The 22180-nt window shown below is 61.7% G+C and carries 24 protein-coding genes; 9 read left to right on the top strand and 15 right to left on the bottom strand.

All coding sequences use genetic code 11. The features are described 5' to 3' along the window. The first annotated feature begins 70 nt into the window (after positions 1 to 70). From prfB to EN818_RS03025, 5 genes are all read left to right on the top strand, one after another. A protein-coding gene (prfB, locus tag EN818_RS03045; RefSeq protein WP_129552770.1) for a peptide chain release factor 2 occupies positions 71 to 1202 on the top strand; the annotation gives its coding sequence in 2 pieces (ribosomal slippage) (positions 71 to 136 and positions 138 to 1202; 1131 coding nt in all). A gap of 445 nt (positions 1203 to 1647) precedes the next feature. Continuing rightward, positions 1648 to 2025, top strand: coding sequence for a hypothetical protein (locus EN818_RS03040; RefSeq protein ID WP_095807494.1), 378 nt, complete (start codon positions 1648 to 1650; stop codon positions 2023 to 2025). Positions 2026 to 2429: 404 nt separating this feature from the next. After that, complete coding sequence (locus EN818_RS03035; RefSeq protein WP_135903972.1) at positions 2430 to 2798, top strand: GFA family protein; 369 nt, start codon at positions 2430 to 2432, stop codon at positions 2796 to 2798. Between the two features lie 107 nt (positions 2799 to 2905). Beyond that, complete coding sequence (locus EN818_RS03030) at positions 2906 to 3556, top strand: OmpA family protein (protein ID WP_095807330.1); 651 nt, start codon at positions 2906 to 2908, stop codon at positions 3554 to 3556. Positions 3557 to 3784: 228 nt separating this feature from the next. Further along, a complete protein-coding gene (locus EN818_RS03025; RefSeq protein ID WP_095807331.1) occupies positions 3785 to 4393 on the top strand; it encodes a hypothetical protein in 609 nt (202 codons plus the stop codon). Between the two features lie 127 nt (positions 4394 to 4520). Here EN818_RS03025 and EN818_RS03020 read toward each other — a convergent pair whose 3' ends face one another. Next, positions 4521 to 6077, bottom strand: a complete 1557-nt coding sequence (locus EN818_RS03020; RefSeq protein ID WP_165349841.1) for a DEAD/DEAH box helicase — start codon at positions 6075 to 6077, stop codon at positions 4521 to 4523. Between the two features lie 192 nt (positions 6078 to 6269). Further along, positions 6270 to 7043, bottom strand: coding sequence for an NAD kinase (locus EN818_RS03015; RefSeq protein ID WP_095807333.1), 774 nt, complete (start codon positions 7041 to 7043; stop codon positions 6270 to 6272). A gap of 56 nt (positions 7044 to 7099) precedes the next feature. On the opposite strand from EN818_RS03015, the gene EN818_RS32525 reads away from it, so the two are divergent. Next, entirely contained in the window at positions 7100 to 7237 is a 138-nt protein-coding gene (locus tag EN818_RS32525; RefSeq protein ID WP_165349840.1) for a hypothetical protein, read from the top strand. A 258-nt stretch (positions 7238 to 7495) separates the two neighbouring features. Here the strand turns inward: EN818_RS32525 and EN818_RS03005 are convergent, their stop codons facing one another. Genes EN818_RS03005 through EN818_RS02985 form a run of 5 tightly spaced genes read right to left on the bottom strand, consistent with a single transcriptional unit; the run spans position 7496 to position 12043 of the window. Next, positions 7496 to 8257 (bottom strand): MBL fold metallo-hydrolase, encoded by a 762-nt coding sequence (locus EN818_RS03005; protein WP_095807335.1) that lies wholly within the window; start codon positions 8255 to 8257, stop codon positions 7496 to 7498. Between the two features lie 2 nt (positions 8258 to 8259). Next, the gene (locus EN818_RS03000) at positions 8260 to 9324 is read right to left on the bottom strand and encodes an ABC transporter ATP-binding protein (RefSeq protein ID WP_095807336.1); all 1065 of its coding nucleotides are present in this window, start codon (positions 9322 to 9324) and stop codon (positions 8260 to 8262) included. Next, the gene (locus tag EN818_RS02995; RefSeq protein ID WP_095807337.1) at positions 9321 to 10103 is read right to left on the bottom strand and encodes an ABC transporter permease; all 783 of its coding nucleotides are present in this window, start codon (positions 10101 to 10103) and stop codon (positions 9321 to 9323) included. The genes EN818_RS03000 and EN818_RS02995 overlap by 4 nt, the downstream gene beginning before the upstream one ends. Before the next feature lie 3 nt (positions 10104 to 10106). Continuing rightward, the gene (locus EN818_RS02990) at positions 10107 to 10952 is read right to left on the bottom strand and encodes an ABC transporter permease (RefSeq protein ID WP_095807338.1); all 846 of its coding nucleotides are present in this window, start codon (positions 10950 to 10952) and stop codon (positions 10107 to 10109) included. Positions 10953 to 10960: 8 nt separating this feature from the next. Continuing rightward, positions 10961 to 12043, bottom strand: a complete 1083-nt coding sequence (locus tag EN818_RS02985; RefSeq protein WP_135903970.1) for a spermidine/putrescine ABC transporter substrate-binding protein — start codon at positions 12041 to 12043, stop codon at positions 10961 to 10963. Between the two features lie 92 nt (positions 12044 to 12135). On the opposite strand from EN818_RS02985, the gene EN818_RS02980 reads away from it, so the two are divergent. Further along, entirely contained in the window at positions 12136 to 12750 is a 615-nt protein-coding gene (locus EN818_RS02980; RefSeq protein ID WP_095807340.1) for a TetR/AcrR family transcriptional regulator, read from the top strand. Positions 12751 to 12849: 99 nt separating this feature from the next. Here the strand turns inward: EN818_RS02980 and EN818_RS02975 are convergent, their stop codons facing one another. The 7 genes from EN818_RS02975 to EN818_RS02950 form a co-directional block, all read right to left on the bottom strand. Beyond that, positions 12850 to 13755, bottom strand: coding sequence for an SMP-30/gluconolactonase/LRE family protein (locus tag EN818_RS02975; RefSeq protein ID WP_095807341.1), 906 nt, complete (start codon positions 13753 to 13755; stop codon positions 12850 to 12852). Between the two features lie 10 nt (positions 13756 to 13765). Then, a complete protein-coding gene (locus EN818_RS02970) occupies positions 13766 to 14722 on the bottom strand; it encodes an ABC transporter permease (RefSeq protein WP_165349839.1) in 957 nt (318 codons plus the stop codon). Next, positions 14719 to 15687: an ABC transporter permease gene (locus EN818_RS02965; RefSeq protein WP_095807343.1), complete on the bottom strand. Its 969-nt coding sequence runs from the start codon at positions 15685 to 15687 to the stop codon at positions 14719 to 14721. Before EN818_RS02965 ends, EN818_RS02970 begins: the two co-directional genes overlap by 4 nt. A 2-nt stretch (positions 15688 to 15689) precedes the next feature. Continuing rightward, positions 15690 to 17171, bottom strand: a complete 1482-nt coding sequence (locus tag EN818_RS02960; RefSeq protein ID WP_095807344.1) for a sugar ABC transporter ATP-binding protein — start codon at positions 17169 to 17171, stop codon at positions 15690 to 15692. Positions 17172 to 17188: 17 nt separating this feature from the next. Next, entirely contained in the window at positions 17189 to 17428 is a 240-nt protein-coding gene (locus EN818_RS33485; RefSeq protein ID WP_245518791.1) for a hypothetical protein, read from the bottom strand. 12 nt (positions 17429 to 17440) lie between these two features. Next, positions 17441 to 18262, bottom strand: coding sequence for a substrate-binding domain-containing protein (locus EN818_RS02955; RefSeq protein ID WP_245518790.1), 822 nt, complete (start codon positions 18260 to 18262; stop codon positions 17441 to 17443). A gap of 354 nt (positions 18263 to 18616) precedes the next feature. Continuing rightward, entirely contained in the window at positions 18617 to 18817 is a 201-nt protein-coding gene (locus EN818_RS02950) for a DUF2905 domain-containing protein (protein ID WP_095807345.1), read from the bottom strand. A gap of 217 nt (positions 18818 to 19034) precedes the next feature. Between EN818_RS02950 and EN818_RS02945 the strand changes: the two genes are divergently transcribed. Continuing rightward, positions 19035 to 19346, top strand: coding sequence for a DUF3303 family protein (locus EN818_RS02945; protein ID WP_095807346.1), 312 nt, complete (start codon positions 19035 to 19037; stop codon positions 19344 to 19346). 360 nt (positions 19347 to 19706) lie between these two features. Beyond that, a complete protein-coding gene (locus EN818_RS02940; protein ID WP_135903968.1) occupies positions 19707 to 20987 on the top strand; it encodes a site-specific integrase in 1281 nt (426 codons plus the stop codon). 71 nt (positions 20988 to 21058) lie between these two features. On the opposite strand, the gene EN818_RS02935 is transcribed toward EN818_RS02940, so the two are convergent. Then, positions 21059 to 21745 (bottom strand): hypothetical protein, encoded by a 687-nt coding sequence (locus EN818_RS02935; protein ID WP_135903966.1) that lies wholly within the window; start codon positions 21743 to 21745, stop codon positions 21059 to 21061. Positions 21746 to 22180 lie beyond the last annotated feature (435 nt).

Raw genomic sequence — 22180 nt, 5'->3', positions numbered from 1 at the left:
GCGGTGCCGTGCCTATGTATCGCGCCTACTCCGGACAAAGAACCAGAACAACAGGACAGAACCAGAAGCCATGCGCGCGGAAACGCAGAACATTGTCGACGAGATCAGGCAGGCGATAACCCTGCTGAGGAGGCATCTTTGACTGGGATCAGGCCATCAAGCGGCTTGAATACCTGAACGTCCGCGCCGAGGATTCCAGCCTCTGGAACGATCCCCTGGAAGCGCAGAAGCTGATGCGCGAGCGCCAGGAACTCGAGGAGGGCATCGCGGCGGTCAAGGGCCTGACACAGGCGCTCGAAGACAATATCGGCCTGATCGAGCTCGGCGAGGAAGAGGGCGACGAAGGCGTCGTCGCCGAAGCTGAGGCGGCGCTCCGCTCAATGCAGGGCGAGGCGAAGGCCCGCCAGGTCGAGACGCTGCTATCGGGCGAGGCCGACGCCAACGACACCTATCTCGAAATTCATGCCGGCGCCGGCGGCACCGAGAGCCAGGACTGGGCCTCGATGCTTCTGCGCATGTATACGCGCTGGGCAGAGCGGCGGCGCTTCAAGGTCGAGGTGCTGGAAGTCCACGAAGGCGAAGAGGCTGGCATCAAGTCGGCCACGGTGCTCATCAAGGGCCACAATGCCTATGGCTGGCTGAAGACGGAGTCCGGCGTCCATCGCCTGGTGCGCATCTCGCCTTACGACAGCAATGCGCGCCGCCACACCTCGTTTGCCAGCGTCTGGGTCTATCCGGTCATCGACGATACGATCGAGATCAATGTTTCGGAATCCGACGTCCGCATCGACACCTACCGCTCCTCCGGTTCGGGCGGCCAGCACGTCAACACGACCGACTCGGCAGTCCGCATCACCCATCTTGCGACCGGCATCGCGGTTGCCTGCCAGGCCGAGCGCTCGCAGCACAAGAACCGGGCCAAGGCCTGGGAGATGCTGCGCTCGCGGCTCTACGAGGAAGAGCTGAAGAAGCGCGAGGCCGTCGCCAACGCCACCGAGGCGTCGAAGAGCGATATCGGCTGGGGCCACCAGATTCGCTCCTACGTGCTGCAGCCCTACCAACTGGTGAAGGACCTGCGCACCGGGGTTGAGAGCACCAGCCCGTCGAGCGTGCTCGACGGCGACCTCGACGAATTCATGGAGGCCTCGCTGTCGCACCGTATCGAAGGCGGCGCCGGCGAAATGGTGGCGGATCTCGACTAGCCGAGACGCAAGCTGACGTTTCAGGATGGGTGGTGACGCGCCGCGCTCGGTGCGGCCCCCCACAGCACACATCTTTGTCGGTTCCAAGGCGAAATGGTTCACAATCGGCGACAAGCGCCTGCGGTATGATGAACGTGTTCCCGGCTGAACGGCCGGAACCAGCGTGAGCCGAATTTCGTTGTCCGGCACCAGCTTCCGCACTGCTAACCGGCCATTTACCAAGCCGGCGCACGATTCTGGCAGGCAGAGGTTGGCGCAGGTCGCGGCATCGTCGATGCAGCAGATTCTTGCGCCGGCCAAGGAATCAGCCCAGCATTGGGGCTGAACGATAGAAGCATTTATGGCCGGACGCGGCATATCTGCGACTGACGATCCGGCCACTTGGGAAGACACGTTCCGGGAACGGGCAAGCGAGAAACGCTTGATGCTCGAAAGGAACGCTTCGATGTCTGCTGCCATAGCAAGATCGGCCCAAACCGTTCGACCGGCTGGCCGACTCCTGTTTTCCCTGTTCACCACCGGTGTGCTCGCGATTCTGACCGCGCCTGCCTTCGCGCACGACGCCAAACCCACGGCGGTTCTACCGCAAGGCTGGAGCTATCCCTTTGCCTGCTGCGCCAATTACGACTGCAAGGAGGTGCCGCAGTCGTCGATCAGCGAGCGGCCAGAAGGCTACGTCATCAAAGGCACGGGCGAGGTCGTGGCCTACAGCGACAAGCGCGTCAAGGATTCGCCCGATGGCGAATATCACTGGTGCGCGCATCAGGCTGGGCTCGATGCCGGCAAGACCATCTGCCTGTTCGTGCCGCCCCCGTCCTACTGATGCATGTCGCCCAGAAATGTGCAGCGGTCCTGGGCAACGACATGCATAAAACAAAGACTTAAAGCGCGTCGCCTGAATCCGTTTCAGCGCGACGCGCTTTCGAGCAGGATACGCCAGATCGACTTTGACATCCTGCTCTACCTGCCTGTGTTGCGGTGCTTCTAAGAAGCCAGGCGGCTCCGCCTAGCTGCAAGCCCACCTCACTCTGCCGCTGACCGCTTGAGGGCTCAAGCGCGCAGGGCAGAAGCTGCCGGCACGAGACGATGCCAGCCTCCTGACGAACGGTTGTCAGGAGTGCTTCCTTATGCTGCCTTGCTGCTCAAGCATTTGCACGAAACGTGCGAAGCGGCTTTCCGTGCGGAATGCTCGACAAAGGGGTGGCGGACAACGGAGAGGTAACGACTATGACAATCAAGGGAAGCTGCCACTGCAAGGCGACGACATTCGAAGTGTCGGACGCGCCGCAGACGGTGACGCAGTGCACATGCTCGTTCTGCTCCAAGCGGGGCGCGCTATGGGCCTACTACGTGCCATCGCAATTCAAGCTGACCAGCCCACTTGAAAAGGTCTCCTTCTACCGCTGGGGTTCGAAAACCATCAAGCACGGTTTTTGTGCCACCTGCGGCTGCGGCACCTTCACCCAAACGCCTGATTGGTCGACGGGCGAACCGGACTTCGACAACCCGAGGATCAGCGTCAATTCCCGCCTGTTCGACCATTTCGACCTGGGTCAGGTCGAAGTGGTTGTGATTGACGGGAAGAACCTCTGGTAACGCCACCTTTGCCGTTCCGTTTTTCGCCGTATTTCATGCTACAAGGCGAGCGGAAGGGCTGATTTGGCGCCGCCGCAACGGCGGCGAATTGGAGAGGGACCAATCTTATGAAGAAGACTGTGCTCGTCGTCGTGGCGACGGCTGTGCTCGTGAGCGCCTGCACCACCACCGATCCGTATACCGGCGACCAGAAGATCTCCAACACAGCCGCTGGTGCTGGCCTTGGCGCGCTCGCAGGCGCCGGCATCGGTCTGCTCGCCGGCGGCAATGACCGCCGCAACGCACTGATCGGCGCGGGCATTGGCGCGCTGGCCGGCGGCGCGATCGGCGCGACCATGGATCAGAACGAAGCCGAACTGCGGCGCCAACTGCAGGGCACCGGCGTCAGCGTGACCCGCGCCGGCGACCAGATCATCCTCAACATGCCATCCGACATCACTTTCAACGTCGACCAGGATGCGGTGAAGCCGGGCTTCTATCCGGTTCTGAACTCGGTAGCACTGGTGCTGAACAAGTTCCGCCAGACCACGGTCGACGTCTTCGGCCACACCGACTCGACCGGCGGCGACGAGCATAATTTCGACCTGTCGCAGCGCCGGGCGCTGGCCGTCGCAAATTATCTTTCCGGACAAGGCGTCGATTCCCGCCGCTTCGCCGTCACCGGCTTCGGCAAAACCCGTCCGATCGCCTCCAACGCTACGGCCGCCGGCCGCGCGCAGAACCGGCGCGTCGAGATTCAACTGTCGCCGCTCACCTGATCGTATCGGCAGGCGAATGCGAGAAACGGTCCCGCGCGGGACCGTTTTTGTTTGAACGAAGGCTAGCGCTCTTCAGATCCGGTTAATTCTAAATGACTGCTTTTCCGCAATCAGGGAAAGGTCTAGCATCGACGATGTTCCAGAGGGGACGGGGCGGCATAAACCGGCCGCGCAATGCACTCTCCGCCTCGGTCTTGCACGGCTAGATCCAAAATCTGGGAGGAATGCATGACAAGACAAGCTCGCCTTGGACGTTGCGGCGTTCTCGTTTTGACTGGTCTTTTGGGTGCGTGGCTCGGCGCCACGACGGCTCACGCCGAGGACGCAAACAAGGCTGATATCGAAGCCCTGAAGAAATCGCTGGCCAAATATGAGGACTACACGGCCGCTGTGCGCGACCTCTATCTGTCGACCGTCGGTTGCGTCTACTACAGCGGCGAGAAGCTACCGGGCACGATGGACTATCCGAAGGGCGCCATGGGCATCCATTTCGTCAACGTTCCCAGTGTCGGCCAGAAGCTCGACCCGATGAAACCCAACGTCCTGATCTACGAGCCGACCAAGAAAGGCTTGAAATTGGTCGCTGTGGAATGGCTGGTGCCGCTGACGCCGGACGTCAAGGAAGCACCGACGCTTTTTGGCCAGAAATTCATGGGTCCGATGGAGGGGCACTATCCGCTCATTCCCAAGGAGTTCGTCCACTACGACCTTCACGCCTGGCTGTTCAGCGACAATCCCAACGGCATGTTCAGTCCGACGAACCCGAAGGTGAAATGCAGCAAGGCCGAGTTTCCGATGTTGGAAAAACCGACCAAGATGATGCCGGGCCCGATGTGAGAGCGAGCAGGATCATTTCGGGAAAAGTGTCTGGCTGAACCATCGGGCGAAGCCAGCAAAAGAACGGCCCCGCTTGGGCCGCCCCGCTTGGGGCCGTTTCGTTTCCGTCGGCGTTTGCTGGCGAGGTTCAGACCTTGGCGACGATCCGCATGAAAGCCGGCACGTCGTCGCCAAAGCCGACGGTCGCGTCGTCTTCTTCCTGACGATGACGGGCAGGGCGGTTGTCCCGTGGCGAACGCTGGTCACCGCGCTGGTCGTTGCGATTGGCGGAGCCCTTGCGGTCGTTCTCGGAGCGGATCGCGTCCTTGCGGGCGCGGCGCTCGGCGATATCGGTGACCTCGGCGACCGGCTGCTCATCGCGCGGCGCAACAGGCGTTTCGTCCTCGCCGTGCCCGGCATGGCGGTCGGCGCCCTTCTTGCGCTCGCCGCGGCCTTTGCGTTCCTCGTCCTTGCGGCCGGCCCGGCGCGGGGCACCGCGGCCACGGCGCGGTGCTTCCTCGCCCTCGCTTTCGGTCACCGTCGACAGATCGCCGTCATGCCACTCGATCTCGGTGCCGATCAGCCTTTCGATGGCGTCGATATATTTGGTGTCCGCGCGCGTTGCGATCGTGAAGGACTTGCCCGAACGGCCGGCGCGGCCGGTGCGGCCGATGCGGTGGACATAGTCCTCGGCATGGATCGGCACGTCGTAGTTGAAGACGTGGCTGACATCGGGGATGTCGAGACCGCGAGCGGCGACGTCGGATGCCACTAGGTAGCGCAGCTTGCCGTCACGGAAATTGGCAAGCATCTGCATGCGGGCGCGCTGGTCCATGTCGCCATGCAGCGCGCCGGCGTCGAAATCATACTTCAGCAACGAACGGAAAAGCTCCGACACCTCGACCTTGCGGTTGCAGAAGATGATAGCGTTTTTCAGCCCCTCGCTTTCAGCCTTCATCAGGTTGCGCAGCGTCTCGCGCTTCTCCCACGGCTTGGAGCCCGACTTTACCAGCCGCTGCGTGATGCTGGTCGCGGTGGAGGCGGCCTTCGAGACCTCGACACGCACTGGAGCGTGCAGGAATTTTTCGGTGAGCTTGGTGATCTCCGGCGGCATAGTCGCCGAGAAGAACAGCGTCTGGCGCGTGAATGGGATCATCTCGCAGATGCGCTCGATGTCGGGAATGAAACCCATGTCGAGCATACGGTCCGCCTCGTCGATGACGAGGATCTCGACGCCGTTGAGCAGCAGCTTGCCACGTTCGCGGTGGTCGAGCAGACGGCCAGGCGTGGCGATCAGCACGTCTGCGCCGCGCTCCAGCTTCTTGTCCTGCTCATCGAACGAAACGCCGCCGATCAGCAACGCGATGTTGAGCTTGTGGTTCTTGCCGTATTTGATGAAGTTCTCTTCGACCTGCGCGGCGAGTTCGCGCGTCGGCTCGAGGATCAGCGTGCGCGGCATGCGCGCGCGGGCGCGGCCCTTTTCCAGCCGTGTCAGCATCGGCAGCACGAAGGAGGCGGTCTTGCCGGTGCCGGTCTGGGCAATGCCCAGCACGTCCTTGCCCAGAAGCGCGTGCGGAATGGCGCCGGCCTGGATCGGAGTCGGCTGCGTGTAACCGGCATCGGTGACTGCGGAGAGGACCTTCGGCGACAGGCCGAGGTCGGTGAACGTCAACGCTTCTTGAGCGATCGTGGTGTCTGAGGACAAGTGTTTGGTGTCTTTGGCTGGTTCGGGAAAAGCGCAACGCTATCCGTCGCGGCAGACGCCGCGCGCCTGCAAGATCGCGTTGCAGTTAGGCGCAAGTCCGCGATTTGTCAACAGAAACGGCCGGAAATGCTGTGATTGTGAAGCTGTAACCTTAATGGCGCTGCATAATCGCGGCTATATCTACGCGCCACCTCAGTAGCGGAACTGCTCGGCCAGGATGCGTTCATTCCACGAATGGTTGGGATCGAACAGCAGTGTCGCTGTCGCGGTCGGGGATTCCCGGACGGTGACCGAGGCAACGGCCTTGACCTCCGTATGGTCGGCGGCGGCGTTCACCGGGCGCTTTTCCGACTCCAGTATGTCGAAGCGCACCGTCGCCTTGTTGGACAGCAGCGCGCCGCGCCAGCGCCGCGGCCGGAACGGGCTGACCGGCGTCAGCGCAAGCAGCGGCGCGTCGAGCGGCAGGATCGGCCCGTGCGCCGACAGATTATAGGCGGTGGAACCTGCCGGCGTAGCGATCATCACGCCGTCGCAGTTCAATTCCTCCAGCCGCACCTGATCGTCGACGGTGATGCGGATCTTCGCCGTCTGGTAGGACTGGCGCCAGAGCGCCACTTCGTTGATGGCGAGCGCGGAGATCGTTTCGCCATCATGCGTCACCGCCTGCATCTCGAGCGGGCGGATCGTCTCCGACACCGCCGACGCGATGCGATCCTCGAGTGCGCCGGCGCGATACTCGTTCATCAGGAAGCCGATCGTTCCACGGTTCATGCCGTAGACCTTCTTTCCCGTGCTCATCGTGTCGCGCAGCGTCTGCAGCAGGAACCCGTCGCCGCCAAGCGCGATAACGATCTCGGCATCGGCGACCGGCATTTGCCCGTAGCGGGCCGACAATGTCTCCAGCGCCGAGCGGGCGTCGTCGGTATCGGATGAGACGAAGGCGAAGCGGCTGGTTTGTTTGCTCATGGGTCCCGAACGGCAACCGCGACCGCCTGGTTGGGCCGCGCCGGCGACGGCGTAGCATGGGCCGCCGCATCTGCAAAGGGCGGCATGGCTGCGCCGAACTGACCGGCCAGCGCCGCTGGCTGCTCGCGCTTCGTGACAGCCATGCAACGAATGTGATCGCCGCGATGGTTAAGACCAGGCTTAAACACTCGTAAAGCCGGATCGGTCATGTTAGCCGGCAGTGGATGGGGTTGGCGGGGGCCAGTCGAGAGACCTGTCTATTGCCGGTAACACGCCTGATCATAGTCTTCCTGATGATGGGAAGTTTCGCCCTCATGTTCGCCGAGCTGGTGCGACATTCGGAAGAGATGAGCTTGCGGCCGCAGCCGGCCGCTTCGCGATGCGGCGATGCAGCCGGAACGCCCTGTCCGCAACGAGCGCTTTAAGCCAAGACTGCTGATCGCCTCCGGTGCTCACCGGCTCCGCTGAAGGTGGCACCCCGACTGGCGCTTGTGCGCGAGGTATTCGTCGATGAGCTGTCGGTAGCGTACCTTGCCGAAGCTCGGGAAATGCCCGCCATGCACGACCGAGACATCGAGCTCTCGCATTGACAGCATCGTATCGACATAGTCGCCGATGTCTGAGTGATAGACGTCGTCGATCAGCGGGCCGTCATAGACGATATCGCCGGACAGCAGAATGCCGGTCTTTCTCTCGTAAAGCGCGATGCCGCCGGGCGAATGTCCCGGCGTGTGGATGACCTCGAAGGTGCGGTCGCCAAGATCGACCACGTCTCCACCTTCCAGCAGCCGGCTCGCGGGCGCCGGCAGGATGCGGTAGCGCGCCGCCTCCCAGCCCTCAGGCAGGCCGTCGAACATCGCATCGGTGGCGTAGCGGTCGGCGACCGTCCATTCGTTGCGCGGGTCGGCCAGGATTTCCGCTTCGGCCGAGTGCACGCAACGCTCCGAAAATTCATGATGGCAGCCGATGTGATCGAAATGCGTGTGGCTGGCGACGCACAGGAGCTTGCGCTCGCTGACCAGGGGAACGTGGCGCCTGAGGCTGAAATGGCCAAGGCCGGTGTCGAACAGCAAGTCGCGGTCGCGCCCGCGCACGTGCCAGATGTTGCAGCGGAAGAACGGCTTTATCCACGGCTCATGGATAAGCGTGATGTCGTCGCCCATGCGGATGGTTTCGTACCAGTCCGGAGCGCCTACGACCGGAAGAAGGTTCATGCTCAGTCCGCCAGCAGGATGATGTCGCCAGCGTTGCATGAAACGGCGACCGTGTCTCCAGCCTCAACCGTCGCTGCGACAGGCGCCTTGGCGATGAACTGCAGCGCCGGATCCTGCATCGAGGCTGCCAGCACGCGCTTGAAGCTGCCCTGGAAGACGACGTCGCTAATCCTGGCCGTGCCAAGCGCGACATCGCCTTTGGCGTCGCCGAGGAGCAGATGTTCGGGCCGTATGCCAAGCGCAACGCCGCGGCCGGCGGGCGACGTGCCGGGTACTGAGACCGGGCCAAGTTTGGTCGCGACTGTGACGCGCCCGCCCTGCGGATCGTCGGCCTTGCCGGCGACGATCGTGCTTTCACCCATGAAGGTCGCGGAGAAGCGTGTCTTCGGCCGGGCATAGACCCGCTCGGGCGAGCCCTCATCTTCGATGCGCCCGTCATTCATCACCACGCAATGGTCGGCCAGCGCCATCGCTTCTTCCTGATCGTGGGTGACATGGACGAATGCGGTGCCGACGCGCTTCTGGATAGCCTTCAGCTCATCCTGCATCTGCCGGCGCAGCTTCAGATCCAGCGCGCCGAGCGGCTCGTCGAGCAAGAGCACCGCCGGTTCGATAACCAGGGCGCGGGCAAGCGCAACCCGCTGCCGCTGGCCGCCGGAGAGCTGGTGCGGCTTCTTGTCGAAGGCTGTTGACAGACCGACGAGCGCCAGGGCCTCGCGCGCTTTCGCCGCCCGGGTAGCGCCATCGACACCCTGCATGCGAAGCCCGAATCCGACATTGCTGCCGACGCTCATATGCGGGAACAGCGCATAATCCTGGAACACCGTCGTCGTCGGGCGCTTGGCCGGCGGCACGGAGGTGCAATCCTCGCCGCGGATGAAAACCTTGCCTTCGCTGGGCGTGACGAAGCCGCCAAGGATCGAAAGCAGCGTCGTCTTGCCGGAGCCTGACGGCCCGAGCAGGATCGTGTAGCTGCCGGGTTCGATGGCGAGCGAGACGTTCTTCAGCACCGGATGCTGGCCGAAGCGGTGCGAGACGTTGCGGATGTCGACCAGGGGGGCGCTCATGCCGGCTTTCTCCGCAGAAGGGTCAATTCGAACAACACGACGAGGACGATCGATACGGCAAAGACCAGCGAGCCGACGGCGTTGGTCTTGGGGTTGAGACCGGAGCGCAAGAGGTTCCAGATTTCGACCGGCAGGGTCGTCTCGAAGCGGGTGAGCAGGAAGGAGATGACGAACTCGTCCCACGAGAACGTCATCGACAGGAAGAAGCCGGCAAAGATCGCCGGCGCCATCACCGGCACGGTGATCAGGAGCAGCACCTTCCATTCGGCCGCGCCGAGGTCGCGCGCGGCGCGCTCGATGTTGATCTGGTGGTCGCCCATCTGGCTGTAGATGATGGCAAAGCAAAGCGGCAGGTTGATCACGACATGGCCGATTCCGGCGGCGAGCAGCGATTTCGGCACGCCGGCCCAGTTGAACAGAACCAGAAGCCCCATGCCGATGATCAGATAGCTGACGGTGAGCGGCAGCGTGATCAGGCCGCGCAGCAGGGCCGAGCCGGGCAGCGCGAATCGCGCGAAACCCCAGGCGGATAGGAAGCCGAGCGAGGCCGAAGCAAGCGAGGACAACACCGCCACCAGCAGCGAATTGACCAGCGCCGAGGTCAGCCGTGCGTCGCTCAGAACCGCCTGATACCAGCGCAACGACGGGCCGGTGAAGGGTGGTATCGGGAATGAGGTCGATTGCAGCGAAAACAGCACCAGCACGACCACGGGCAGGAAGATGAAGCCGTAGACGGCGATTGCGTACGCCCCGGCGGCTATGCGGACGGCTGCGCGCATCGGTCAGGTCCGCTCGATCTTCAGCCAGCGGGCGCAGGCGAGATAGGCGACCGTGACGACCGCCATCAGGATGATCGACAGCGCCGAGGCGAGTGGGAAATCGCCGCGCCGGCCGATCTGCATCATGACCAGCTGCGGCATGACCAGCTCATTGTTGCCGCCGAGTATCTGGGGGGTGATGTAATCGCCGATGCAGAGCACGAAAGTGAGGAAGGCGCCTACCATGATGCCCGGCAAGGTGAGCGGCAGCACCACATGCAGGAAGATGCGCACCGGCCCGGCACCGAGATCGGCTGCGGCCTTGCGGTAACTCGGGCTGAGCTGCTTGAGGTTGGCGAAGATGGTGAGCGTCAGCAGCATGACGAAGAAATGAACGAAGCCGGTGACCGTGGCGAAGCGCGTGTTGGCGAGCTGCAGCGGCTCGGCAACCAGCCCGAGGCCAGCCAGCGCGCGGTTGATCACACCGTTTTGCGCCAGCACCAGCAGCCAGGAATAGGAGCGAACCACGTAAGACGTCCAGAACGGCAGCACGGCCAGCATCAGCGCCAGCCGCTGCCAGCGCTCCGGCACTTGTTCCGCCAGGATCCAGGCGAAGGGATAGGCGAGCAGGATCGAGATCGCCGTGACGACCGCTGTCACCTCGAGCGAGTTCACCATCGCCCGCCAGTAGGATGGGTCGGTGAAGAACTGGCTGTAGTTGGTGAGGGTGAATGCGCCGCCTTCATGCGCCGTCAGGCTGGAAAGCCCCATGGCGATGAAGGGCAGCACGAAGAACAGCAGCGTCCATGCCAGCGCCGGCGTGACCAGCGCCCAGGGTAGGGCACGTCCATTGGTTCCAGCAACGCTCATCGGCCGAGTTACTGCGCCTGCAGCATTTCGGTCCACATGTCCTGCATCTTCTTGTCGAGATCGGCATTCGGCGCCGGATAAGGCTGGGCTCGGGCAAGGAACTCAGGCTGCTCGTCGAAGCGCAGGATCTTTTTCTGCTCATCGGTCAGTGTCGCCTTCTTGTTGGAAGGCATGCCCCAGTAGCAGGCGGAGGTGGCAAGGCGCGCCTGGCCTTCCGGGCTCATGATGTACGGGATGAACTTCAGCGCCATGTCCTTGTTCTTGGAATCCTTGAACATGGCAAGCGACTGCGACCACAGCACCGCGCCTTCCTTCGGGATCGAGAAGTCGAGCGCCGGGTTTTCCTTGGCCAGGCCCGCCGTCACCCATTCGCCGCCGCCGACCAGGATGTCGACCTCGCCGGTTGCCAAAGCGGTCTGGCTGGCGGTGACCTCGCCGACCAGCTTGGCGTTGGCCTTCATCTTCAGCAACTCGGTCTTGAGCGCGGGCAAGTCGGCCTCGGTGAGTTCGGCGGTCTTCTTGCCGATCGCGAGCGCCGCCATGCCGATGACCGGCAAATAGTAGTCGTAGATGGCGATCTTGCCCTTGTATTTGTCGCTCGTTAGCGACGGCAGCGACTGCATGTCGGCCGGATCGACCTTGGTCTTGTTGAAGCCGATCGTGTTGTAGCCGAATTTTTCCGTGATGCCGTAGTGCTTGCCGTCGACGACGGTGGACTTCTCCATCTTCACTTCCGGAAAGAGGTCGGCGAAAGGCAATTTGTCTTCCGGCAGCGGCTCGAAAAGCCCTTTCTCGACGCCACGCGGCACGTCGATGGAATCGATCACCATCACATCCCAATCGCCAGGCTGCGACTGCTCTATGATGGCGAGACCGGCGCCGGTGCCTTCGAACTCCTTGACGTTGACCTTGACGTTGTTGGCTTCCTCGAAGGGCTGCAGCAGCGCCGGGTCGGAGTGATCGCACCAGATGAGCGCATTGAGGTCGGCGGCCTGAGCCGCGCCCGCCGCGACAAGCAGCGCTGTCGCCGCGCAGGCAGCGGCGAGATTGGATTTCAGGGTGGAAAGTGGATTCCGGGCGTTGATGGTCATCGAGTGTTCTCCCTGCCTTGCTGGCTTGTTAGCGAAAAGTTGAACCAATTCTAAAATTGAGTCAATTATGTTTTTGTGGCAAAGAGGCTGATATGAGCGGATTGCGCGAAAGGCAGAAGGCGGACCGGCACCGTCGCATCATCGATGCTGCGACAGCGCTATTCCGCGAAGCCGGCTATGAGGGCGCCAAGATCGAGGCTATCGCCGCGCAGGCCGAGGTCTCGATCGGGACGATCTACAATTACTACCAAAACAAGGGCGATATCCTCGGCGCCATCGTCGCCATGGAGGTCAACGAGGTGCTCAACGCCGGGCGAGGCGTGGTGGCCAATCCCCCCGCCGATATCGGCGACGCGCTGGACACGCTGCTCGGCATCTATATCGAGCACTCGCTGAATTATCTGAGCAAGGAGATGTGGCGGCAGGCGATGGCGATCTCGACGCAATTGCCCGACAGCCCCTTCGGCCAGGCCTATACCGCGCTCGACCGCGCATTGATCGAGCAGATCAGGGCTCTTATCGCGCGGCTGCAGGAGATCGGCCTCGTGCGCGCCGACATCGACGGGCCTACGGTGGGCGAGTTGCTCTTCAACAATATGAACATGATGTTCATCGAGTTCGTGAAGCGAGACGAGGCAAGGATTCCCGAATTGCGTGCTGCGATAAGGCGGCAGAACAGGATTTTGGTGGCGGCGATCAGGGTGTGACTGGTCCCGGATTGCTCCGGGACCAGCCCTCGGGAGGCTCCCTCTGCGGGAGTGAAACTAAGAAGCCGGGGCCGATGAAAACCCTGGGGGACGCACACATCAACGGGCGCCGAAAACCGGCTCGGGCAGACCGCGTATCCCGACCTCGATGGCGAAGATACCGCCGGTCATCGGCGCCGCATCGAAACCTGCGTCGTCCATGAAGACCCACCCGCCGTTGGCGAATTCGACCGAGGCTGTGGTCACGAACAGCGTGTCCAGGTTAGGGCCCCCGAACGCACAGCTCGTGACGTTCTTCACCGGTATCGCAATCTCAAAATCGATGGTTCCGTCCGCTGCATGGCGCGTTACGCGGCCGCCTCCCCAATGGGTAGACCAAAGGTATCCTTCGGCATCGACGGTGGAACCGTCGGGAGCGCCCTTCGCACCATCGAACCGGACAAAGGGCCGACTGTTCGACGCTTCGCCGGTATCGGGATCGATATCGAAGGCATTGATCACCCGCTCCAGGGTGCAACTGTGATACATGGTCCGCCCGTCCGGACTGAATGACGGTCCGTTCGAACAGACGAAACCGTCTGCGAACATCGTCGCGGCGCCATCGGCATCGATGCGGTAGAGCTGTCCAAGGGCCTCGGCTTCCAGGCGATCCGTCGTTCCGGCCCAGAGCCGGCCCTGGCGGTCGCATTTGGCATCGTTGAAGCTGATGTTGGGCCGGCCCGCGATCGGATTGACCAGCGTGGTGCGGTTCCTCATATCGGGCGAGAGCACGGTGATGCCGTCCGAGGCGGCCAGTGCCATGCCACCCTCGGCGGTGAGCACCAGGCCGCCGAGTTGCGGCGGCAGATCCAGATCGAACTTCGTATCCTTGCCAGTCGCCGGATCCAGTCGATGGATCTCGGGCCGAAATTGATCCAGCCAGTAGAGCGCCTGCTCGCCCGGATGCCACAGAGCGCTTTCGGCGAGTGCGCTTCGGGCCTCGAAAATGCAGCGAACGTCCATCATGTCACTCCAGTCACATCTGTTGCATGCGGCTCGTCTTGTTCAGCGCCAGCACAGCGATGATCAGGATGCCGGTGATGATGTTGCGCAGCCCTGGTTCGACCTGGAACACGTTCAGCATCGACAGCAGCAGAAAGAGAAATAGAGACGCGCTCCAAGTGCCGACCACGCTGGCCTGGCCCCCGGCGACATTGGTGCCCCCGATCACGACGACGGCGATCGAGCTCAGCAGGAACTCGCTGCCCATGTTGAGCGAGGGCCCGCCGACGAAGCCCGCGAACAGGACGCCCGCAAGGGCGGTCAGCATGCCGCATAGAATATAGGCCGAGAACCGGGTGCGCAGCACGTCGACGCCGGAGAGCCAGGCGGCGGTGGTGTTCTGCCCGCACGCGAGCAGCGAGCGGCCGAAGATGGAACGCCGCAGCACGTGGATCAACGCGAGGGAAGCGATCACCGCCGCCGCTGTGAGATAAGGAAGGCCCATGAACTGGCCGGTGGTGAACTCCGCCAGCAGCGGCGCGGGTTTGGCGACGGAGATCCTTGAATACACGAAGGTAAGAGATTCGAGTACCAGGCCGCACGCGAGCGTCGCAACCATGGGCGGAATGCGAAAAACGATGATCAGGAAGGCATTCGCCGCGCCAATGGCGAAGCCGCTGCCAAGACCGGCGGCGATCCCTAACAACAGGCCGGCATTCGCGCCTTCCATCTGTCCGGTGGAGAGATAGGCCGCCAGCGTGATGTTGGCAGGTACCGACAGGTCGATGTTGCCGGCGCCGCTCACCATGACGATCATTTGTCCAAGCCCGACAAGGGCGAAGAATACCGAATAGTTGAGTGCCGCGGAAACCACCGCGCCGCCACCGGCACCGCCGGAATAGGTCAGGATCACCACCCAAACCACGACCGCACCTGCCGTGGCGTAAAACCACGGCTGACCAAGCAGCCATGCACCCGTGATCTTCCTCATGCTGCCTTGGGCCTCCACGATACGATCCTGAGCGCCAGGATGACGAGCAGGATGGCGCCCTGGATGCTGTACTGCCATGCCGGCGGCACCGACGCGAAGCTCAGCAGAGACCCCGAGAGCAACATGATCAGGGCGCCGAACACCGTGCCGATCGGGGAGACGATGCCGCCGACGAACTCACCGCCGCCGATGATTACCGCGCCGATTGAAACCAGTGTCAGCCCACGTCCGACGTTGGCGTCGCCGGTGGTGGTGGTCGCGGCGAGACAGAGGCCGGCGCAGAGCCCGCAGATCCCGGCGAGACCGTAGAGCGTCATGCGCGCCCTCAGGGTGGAACGGCCGGCGCGTTCGACAGCCGCCAGGCTCCCGCCAATGCCCCGCAGCACGACGCCGTAAGACATCTTGTTGAGGATGAGATGAGCGGCCACCATCGGCACGAGGGTCAGCACGATCGGCATCGGAACGAGCGGCGGACGCAGCCGCACGAGTTCCGTCAGTGCCGCCGGTACCGTGCCACCGGGCATCGGCAGCACAGTCAGCGCCACACCGAGCCAGACGAAGGATGCGCCCAAAGTGACGACGATCGACGGCAGCTGGCGCAAGTGAATGAGTGCGCCTATTAGGGAGTAGGCGATTGGACAAGCAACAAGGAGCGCCACGCCGGTGACTGGCTGCTCGTTCAGCAGGCCGGCTGCAATGCAATCGATCAGCCCGACGAACGTGCCGACGCCCAGATCGATGTCTCCCGCAGTCATGACGAACATTTGCGCCAGCGCGGTGAAAACCAGCACGGGGGACAGGTTCAACAGCAGCCGCAAGCCATTATAGCTAGCCATGTTCGGACGCAGCCAGAAGACGAACAGGAGGATCAGCGCGAGCGCGATGAGCGCAAGGCCGAAGCGCGCCGCACCCAGGCTCGAAATGCCATTGCCGACCCGCGAAATCAAACTGGCGCGTCCATTCATCGTCAGTGTCCCTCGAATGAGGCGCGGATGAGCCGGTCTTCAGTCAGATCGGCGCGGTCGATCACGTCAACAACCCTGCGTTCGTGGAAGACATAGACCCGGTCGCAGAGGAACAGTTCGTCATTTTCAGTCGTGTACCAGACGAAGGAACGACCGCTTCCCGCTTCGGCGCGGATCTGCTCATAAATCTCACGCTTGGTGCCGATATCAACGCCGCGGGTCGGATCGTCGAAAAGGATGATCTCGGACGTCGAGGCGAAAGCCCTGGCCACCAGAGCCTTCTGTCGATTGCCACCGCTCAAAGCCATGATCGACTGGTCGGGGCCGGAGCTGCGGATTCCGACCTTTTGCCGCCAGCGCTCGGCCAGGTCCCTTTCCTCGACACCATCGATGAAGCCTCGACGGGCCAGCCGCCGCATGCTGGCGATCGAAACGTTGAGTGCGATCGACCAGAGCGGAAAGATGCCCTCGCGCTGGCGGTCGCCGCTGACATAGGCAGCTCCGCCTTCGACCCGGCATTGTCCGTCCCCCTTGCGGGTCCGGGCGGTCCGATAGATGCGGCGTAGTGTGTCCTTCTGGCCATGACCAGCCAATCCGGCGAGCCCCACCACCTCGCCGGCCTGAACGTGGACCGCAGGCATTCCGTCCAACCCCGCGATCTCGATCCGCAGATTGCCCTTGACGAGAGAACCGGTGGGCGTTGTTTCCGCCCTGGCGACCGCGCCCATCAACTCGAACAGCCGTTCACGGGAGAGGCCCGCGGCCGGCACATCGGCGACGATCCGGCCGTCTTTCATGGTCACGATGCGCTGAGTGTGGTCCAGCACTTCGTTGAGTTTGTGGGTGATAAGGATGCAACTGCGCCCGGCCGCCGATGCGCGGCGGAGGTAGGCGAGAAGCTGTTCCGCTGCGCTCGCATCCAGCGACGACGTAGGTTCATCCAGGATCACGAGCTTGGCTGGGGAGTCGCTCTCGGTGAAGGCACGCGCAATCTCGATCATTTGCCTCTCACCGATGGCGAGCTCGGAGATCGGCGCGTGGAGTTTGATCCGGTTGCCCGGGAAGATCTCGCCCAGCGTGTGCGCGATGAGAGCGCGACTGCGCTTCTCCCAACCCAGCCCGCCCAAGTGTGGATGGACAACCAGCGTGTTCTCGATCGCGCTCAGGTTGGGACAGAGCGACAGCTCCTGGAAAACGCAGCGTATTCCCAACGTATGGGCACGGGACGGATGATTGTCCCCAGTGACCAGGCTGCCGTCCATCGAGAGGGTGCCGTTGTCGGGAAGGACAACACCCATCAGCACATTCATCAGCGTGCTTTTTCCGGCGCCGTTGTGGCCGATCAGGCCAAGCAGTTCGCCGCGCTGGAGCTCCAGGTCGACTGACCGCAATGCCTCGACTGGGCCGAAAGACTTGCTGATGCCGCGCAGCGACAAGAGGGAAGCCTGCCCGGCTTTCCCTCTCTCAAGTGTCTCGACGGTCATGTTCGAAAATACCGGCCTTATTGCGGGACCTTGGGTTGCGGAAGATCGCTGCCGCTCTTGCCGGCCGCGCTTGCATCCATAAGCGCCACCGCATCGTCCTTGGTGTAGTGCGGCGAGGCTGCTGTTCCGACGGCCGTGGCCGCCAGCCAGGCATCGAGCGTATCGTCGTGAATGGCCAGGAGCGGGACGTTGACCGTGTTGGGAACCTTCTTGCCTGCCAGAACCTGCTGCGCGATCCAGAAGGCTATGGTTGACATGCCCGGCATCGATTAGATCGAGTAGGTCTCGTAACCGTTGGCCTTCATTTCCTTCCAGAGCGCCAGTTCGTCCTGCCGATTACCCATGACGATGGTCGGGATCTGACGTCCCGCCGCCTTGAAGGCCTGATAAGCGCCGAAGCCGTCGCCACCCTGGCCCACGACCCCGTCGACCTGCGGCAGGGTGGGAAGGATCGTTCCGACCTGCTTTTGGGTGATGGTTCCATCCCAGTTGCCGTACACGGTGCCGACCTTCTTCAAGTCGGGATACTTCTTCAGCGTATCGTTGATACCGGCGGAGATATCGATGTCCACCTGCGAGCCGGCAACGCCGCGGATTTCGAGGATGTTGCCCTTGCCGCCGAGCTTCTTCGCCAGGTACTCGGTCTCCTGCACACCGTAGTCGTGGTAATCGACTTTCAGCTTGATCGCACAAGGTTCGGTCGCCAGAGAATCATAGACCACCACCACAATGCCCGCGTCGCAGGCATCCTTGATACCGCCGTTGAGAGCGGTTGGAGAGGCGGCGTCGATGGCGATCGCGTTGAAGCCCTCAAGCACCAGATTCTGGAGCTGCGTGATCTGCTGAACCGGGTCGTCGTTGCCGGTGATGATCTTCTGTTCCTTGATCACTCCATCCTTGACTGCCTGGTCGGCAACCGCGTTCCAGGAATTCCAGGCCGATTGCTCCCAGGAGTTCGAGCTGAAGCCATCGGTGAGGGCGATCCGCATCTTCGAAGTGTCGCCCTGGGCTGCGCCCTCCTGCGACGCGGCTGCTCCAATGCCCAAAAGACTGGCCGCAAGCCCGCAGGCAATAAGCGTCGTTTTACGCACGTTCTCCTCCCTCAATTTCCCGGCAATGTCCGATCTTTGCCTCAGATCCTCCCCGCATTGTCATGGGCTCCTGTGAATAGGAGCGGCGGGAGAGGCACGATACCTAGGCCCCCGCATGAAAGTGAATCACCCCCAGGGGGGACGTCAGCTTCGCGAGGCGATCATCGTCGGAGACGCTGCCGGTACCAGAAGCTGGAAGCCTTTAGCTCCGCTAAACACACCTCTGCCCGCTTGGACAGGTGCGCCCGGCGATGTAGTGGCACGCGATGGCGATCAGGCGACAGAATAGGATTTTGGCGGCGATCTTGGTGTGAGAAGATCAAGCGCGAGCAGAAGAACGGCGGCCGGACCGCCCTAACGATTGATCAGCCAAAGAATGGCCGAGAACCCGATGCTGATCAGTATTCCGGTGGTGATCGGAATGTAGAGTCTGAAGTTCTCACGTTCGATCACGATGTCGCCAGGCAGTCTGCCAAGTCCGGTCCGGGCCAACCATGGCCAGAGCAGCCCTATGGCAACTATGCTGAGACCAACGACGATCAGCGTTCGCGACATGGCAGCACCCTGCCAGAAATGGTGTCTTGTTGAAACACAGTTAGGACGGGCGCCGCGGCAGGGATCGAAGCCCGCGTGCATTTCAAACGTCGCGCAGATTCACCACTTTCGTATCCTGAGGCCTACCTCTATTGGAGGAGACTAGGAGACGATCCGAAGTTCGCCTCGGGAGCTACAATGCCGCTTGGGTTTTCGCGGTTACCCGAGGGAGGAGATCATGAAATACCTCGTGAATTGGAGCGAGCGGCCACAGGGATCGGCGATTGAATACGAGAATGTCCAAAAGCGGATCCTGAAAATCTTCCAGCACTGGGAAATACCCAGCGAGGTCAAGGTCCATGCCTTCGTGGCGCGAGTGGGCGAATGGGGCGGCAGCATGCTGCTCGAGGCAGATGATCCGCTGGTGGTTCACAAAATGTGTTCGACCTTCCCGGCATTCCAGTTCGACGTCCGTCAGGTCATCGACGTTCAGGACGCAGTCCGCGTCGAGATGGAAGCCATCAAATGGCGGGATGAACTTCCTTCATGAGCCGCCCCTGAGGCGGCCCACAGGCGCACGCCCCGCTCACTGCGCCGGCATCGCCGCGGAGTGCGAGGCGGCGCGGCGATCGACGGCCGAACGCTTGTCGGCGGACGCCGCTGCGTTCCACATTTGGCTCTGATTGAATCGTGTGCTGCTGGTGCCCCCGGCAGGGATCGAACCCGCGACCTTCGGTTTACAAATTTTATGCCAGCATACCCCATGAGATAACGATAGGTAACAGAAATCGGTATAAACACATGACAAATCAACAGGATGATGCTTGAAGAGCATCGGTTTGCATAACGCTCAATAACATGCAATATCATACCCCAGTTTACCCCTGAGGTTACCCCGGAGCGGAAGCCGATGCCTGCGTCGATCCCTGGTCAGTTCAAAAAGGCCGCCTCGTTCATCAACAATTTGGTGCCTGCTACGACCCGACAAGAGGTGCCCGATAGCACCCAGTCTGGACTCTATCTGGTGGTGCAACCGAGTGGTTCTAAGTCTTGGGCAGTGCGGACGAAGATCGGCGGAAAGGCGTCCAAGGTGACCATCGGTCGCTATGACGAAGTGGGCAGCGCGGACGATCGCATAGGAACCCTCATTTCGCCAACACAAGCGCTCAACGTCACACAGGCTCGCGCTGTCGCCGAACGCGTGCGTAACGATGCCAAGCGCGGCAACGATCCCCGCACGCAAAAGATCGACAAGACGGGCCTTGACGCATGGTTCGATGATTTCGTTAACACCGCCCGCACCACAGGCTTTAAGGGCAAGGCGGTCAAAAGCTCGACGGCCGATGAGTACGAACGGATTATCGCAACCAATATCAAGCCGCACTGGAGCCACGTCACCGACATCAGGACCCTTGATTACCGGGACGTTGAAAAGCTCCTAGACAAGCTGAGGCCCGGCGCACGCCGCAACGCTTTCGCGGTTCTTTCCGCGTTCTTCCGTTGGAAGCCAGTAGCCCGAGCGATCGGCCGCAACATCATTGAGCTTGCCACAGTACCGGGCAAACCGATGAGCCGCGACCGCGTGCTAACTCACGACGAAATCAAGGTCGTTTGGAAAGCGGCAGAGAAATGCGGTTATCCGTTTGGTCCCATGACCCAACTGCTGTTGTTGACTGGCCAGCGCCGGGACGAGATCGCCGAACTCAAATGGTCCGAACTTTCTGACGATCTGAGCGCGATCACGCTTGAAGCAGCGCGAACCAAGAATTCCCGCCCCCACATCGTACCAATAGCACCGCTGGCTAAGACGATAATCGAGGCATTGCCTAGGATCGCAAATGCGGACGGGAAGCCTTCGGAATACGTCTTCACCACGACGGCGAAGACGCCATTCAGCGGCTTCAGCAACGGCAAGAAGGCGTTAGACAAGCATTGCGGGGAGCCGGCTTTGCCTGAATGGCATCTGCACGACTTGCGCCGTACGTGTGCCACGGAACTCGCACAACTTGGCATCAAGCAGGAAGTGACCGAGGCAATCCTAAACCACAAGACCGGAAAAGTCAGCGGCGTTGCTGCGATCTATAATAGGTACGAGTATCAGAATGAAAAGCGACAGGCCTTGGAGACGTGGGCCATTCGTGTCCAGGCCATCGTCGCGGAGAACGTAGCACTTCTGAGAAAAACTGCTTAGAGCGTTCGGGCCTAAAAGCGCTCAGCTTTATGGTCCTGGCTTGGGGCCGCCTTGCTTACCCAGCGCAAAGCCTAAGTCTCCCGTGCATATTCGTCCGCCAGCGCGTCGAGTTCGTCGCTGAAGACCTTGCAGTCCTGAGCGATGGTGGGAAGCTTCGTCAAAAGGCTCTCCATCGCCCTGTCGAACTGATTATCTTCCGGCGCAAAGGATCCCCGAGAGCCAAGGGACGCCCGAGCGATGTCCACGTCCTGCTGCGAAATGGAATTTAAAAAGCCGCCGAGCCTCACGTATCGCTGGTTCATAGCTGCTTCGAACAGAGGTACGGCGGCATGCAGCGTTTCAGCGTTCATCACCTTTTGTGCAAGGGCAAGATTCAGCCAAATAAACCTAGCCTGCTCAAGCTCTTCTAAAGCCTTGGCAGGACGATTGTCGAGAGCCTTACGAGTGGCGACGATCTGGTCCTCAAACGAAAACGCTAGCCGGCGCAGCGTGTCAACGGCACCAAAACGAGCCCTCATAACCTTCAGCTTGTCGGCCCTAAGGGTCAACGCAACCAACTGCCGATGTCGACGCTCCTGCTGCCTATCTATGCCGAACGTGGCCTTAACGGTCCAGGCGGCCGCAGCGATAGCCAACAGCCCGGTCACTAAAGTCTCCCAGTCCACGCCACGGGTTTCACCAGACAACATTTCTCCAAAGCAAAAGCCGATCGCTCCTGCGGTGATTACAAGAGCAATTCTATCCAGCCGTTCGGTCATCTCAGGTCCCCGGAGTGATACGCACTCCGTCATATAGGGACGCAGCCAACCACGGAAGCGCTCAGGGCGGCCACTAGCAACCTCAGTCCATCTGTCGGCATGAACTAACAAACCTCTGGTAAGCGATTTTACCCCAATCCTTACCCCAGCATCATGTTGTCGCCTGGCGTTCAGTTTAAGCGCTTGATAATAAAAGAGAAGGTTGCCGGTGAGCAGCAATTCTCGGATTTGACGCTCAAGCGCCCGAGCCGCTGCGCGAGCCATTTTAGCTAACCGAATGGGGATAGTCCGATCGGCTGCCCCCTACCGGGGAGGTTCCCCCCAAGCCTCTGTGGGCCCCAGACGTCGATGTGGGGCCCCACCGGATCGAGGAAGGAAAGTCTAAGCATTTTCGCCTTTTTGATGTCCGTCCGCCCCTTCGCTGTCCCACTGTCC

Origin of the sequence: Mesorhizobium sp. M3A.F.Ca.ET.175.01.1.1 (assembly GCF_004791945.1) — a bacterium.
Taxonomy (GTDB): Bacteria; Pseudomonadota; Alphaproteobacteria; order Rhizobiales; family Rhizobiaceae; genus Mesorhizobium.
Note: the sequence above shows the minus strand (reverse complement) of the source record. Positions and strands in the feature narration are given on the sequence as shown.

Bases quoted from the DNA above. Each gene is read 5' to 3' on its own strand.
- EN818_RS03040 (WP_095807494.1), top strand. From the start codon at position 1,648: ATGTCTGCTGCCATAGCAAGATCGGCCCAAACCGTTCGACCGGCTGGC.
- EN818_RS03035 (WP_135903972.1), top strand. From the start codon at position 2,430: ATGACAATCAAGGGAAGCTGCCACTGCAAGGCGACGACATTCGAAGTG.
- EN818_RS03030 (WP_095807330.1), top strand. From the start codon at position 2,906: ATGAAGAAGACTGTGCTCGTCGTCGTGGCGACGGCTGTGCTCGTGAGC.
- EN818_RS03025 (WP_095807331.1), top strand. From the start codon at position 3,785: ATGACAAGACAAGCTCGCCTTGGACGTTGCGGCGTTCTCGTTTTGACT.
- EN818_RS03015 (WP_095807333.1), bottom strand. From the start codon at position 7,043: ATGAGCAAACAAACCAGCCGCTTCGCCTTCGTCTCATCCGATACCGAC.
- EN818_RS32525 (WP_165349840.1), top strand. From the start codon at position 7,100: ATGGGCCGCCGCATCTGCAAAGGGCGGCATGGCTGCGCCGAACTGACC.
- EN818_RS03005 (WP_095807335.1), bottom strand. From the start codon at position 8,257: ATGAACCTTCTTCCGGTCGTAGGCGCTCCGGACTGGTACGAAACCATC.
- EN818_RS03000 (WP_095807336.1), bottom strand. From the start codon at position 9,324: ATGAGCGCCCCCCTGGTCGACATCCGCAACGTCTCGCACCGCTTCGGC.
- EN818_RS02995 (WP_095807337.1), bottom strand. From the start codon at position 10,103: ATGCGCGCAGCCGTCCGCATAGCCGCCGGGGCGTACGCAATCGCCGTC.
- EN818_RS02990 (WP_095807338.1), bottom strand. From the start codon at position 10,952: ATGAGCGTTGCTGGAACCAATGGACGTGCCCTACCCTGGGCGCTGGTC.
- EN818_RS02985 (WP_135903970.1), bottom strand. From the start codon at position 12,043: ATGACCATCAACGCCCGGAATCCACTTTCCACCCTGAAATCCAATCTC.
- EN818_RS02980 (WP_095807340.1), top strand. From the start codon at position 12,136: ATGAGCGGATTGCGCGAAAGGCAGAAGGCGGACCGGCACCGTCGCATC.
- EN818_RS02975 (WP_095807341.1), bottom strand. From the start codon at position 13,755: ATGATGGACGTTCGCTGCATTTTCGAGGCCCGAAGCGCACTCGCCGAA.
- EN818_RS02970 (WP_165349839.1), bottom strand. From the start codon at position 14,722: ATGAGGAAGATCACGGGTGCATGGCTGCTTGGTCAGCCGTGGTTTTAC.
- EN818_RS02965 (WP_095807343.1), bottom strand. From the start codon at position 15,687: ATGAATGGACGCGCCAGTTTGATTTCGCGGGTCGGCAATGGCATTTCG.
- EN818_RS02960 (WP_095807344.1), bottom strand. From the start codon at position 17,171: ATGACCGTCGAGACACTTGAGAGAGGGAAAGCCGGGCAGGCTTCCCTC.
- EN818_RS33485 (WP_245518791.1), bottom strand. From the start codon at position 17,428: ATGTCAACCATAGCCTTCTGGATCGCGCAGCAGGTTCTGGCAGGCAAG.
- EN818_RS02950 (WP_095807345.1), bottom strand. From the start codon at position 18,817: ATGTCGCGAACGCTGATCGTCGTTGGTCTCAGCATAGTTGCCATAGGG.
- EN818_RS02945 (WP_095807346.1), top strand. From the start codon at position 19,035: ATGAAATACCTCGTGAATTGGAGCGAGCGGCCACAGGGATCGGCGATT.
- EN818_RS02940 (WP_135903968.1), top strand. From the start codon at position 19,707: ATGCCTGCGTCGATCCCTGGTCAGTTCAAAAAGGCCGCCTCGTTCATC.
- EN818_RS02935 (WP_135903966.1), bottom strand. From the start codon at position 21,745: ATGACCGAACGGCTGGATAGAATTGCTCTTGTAATCACCGCAGGAGCG.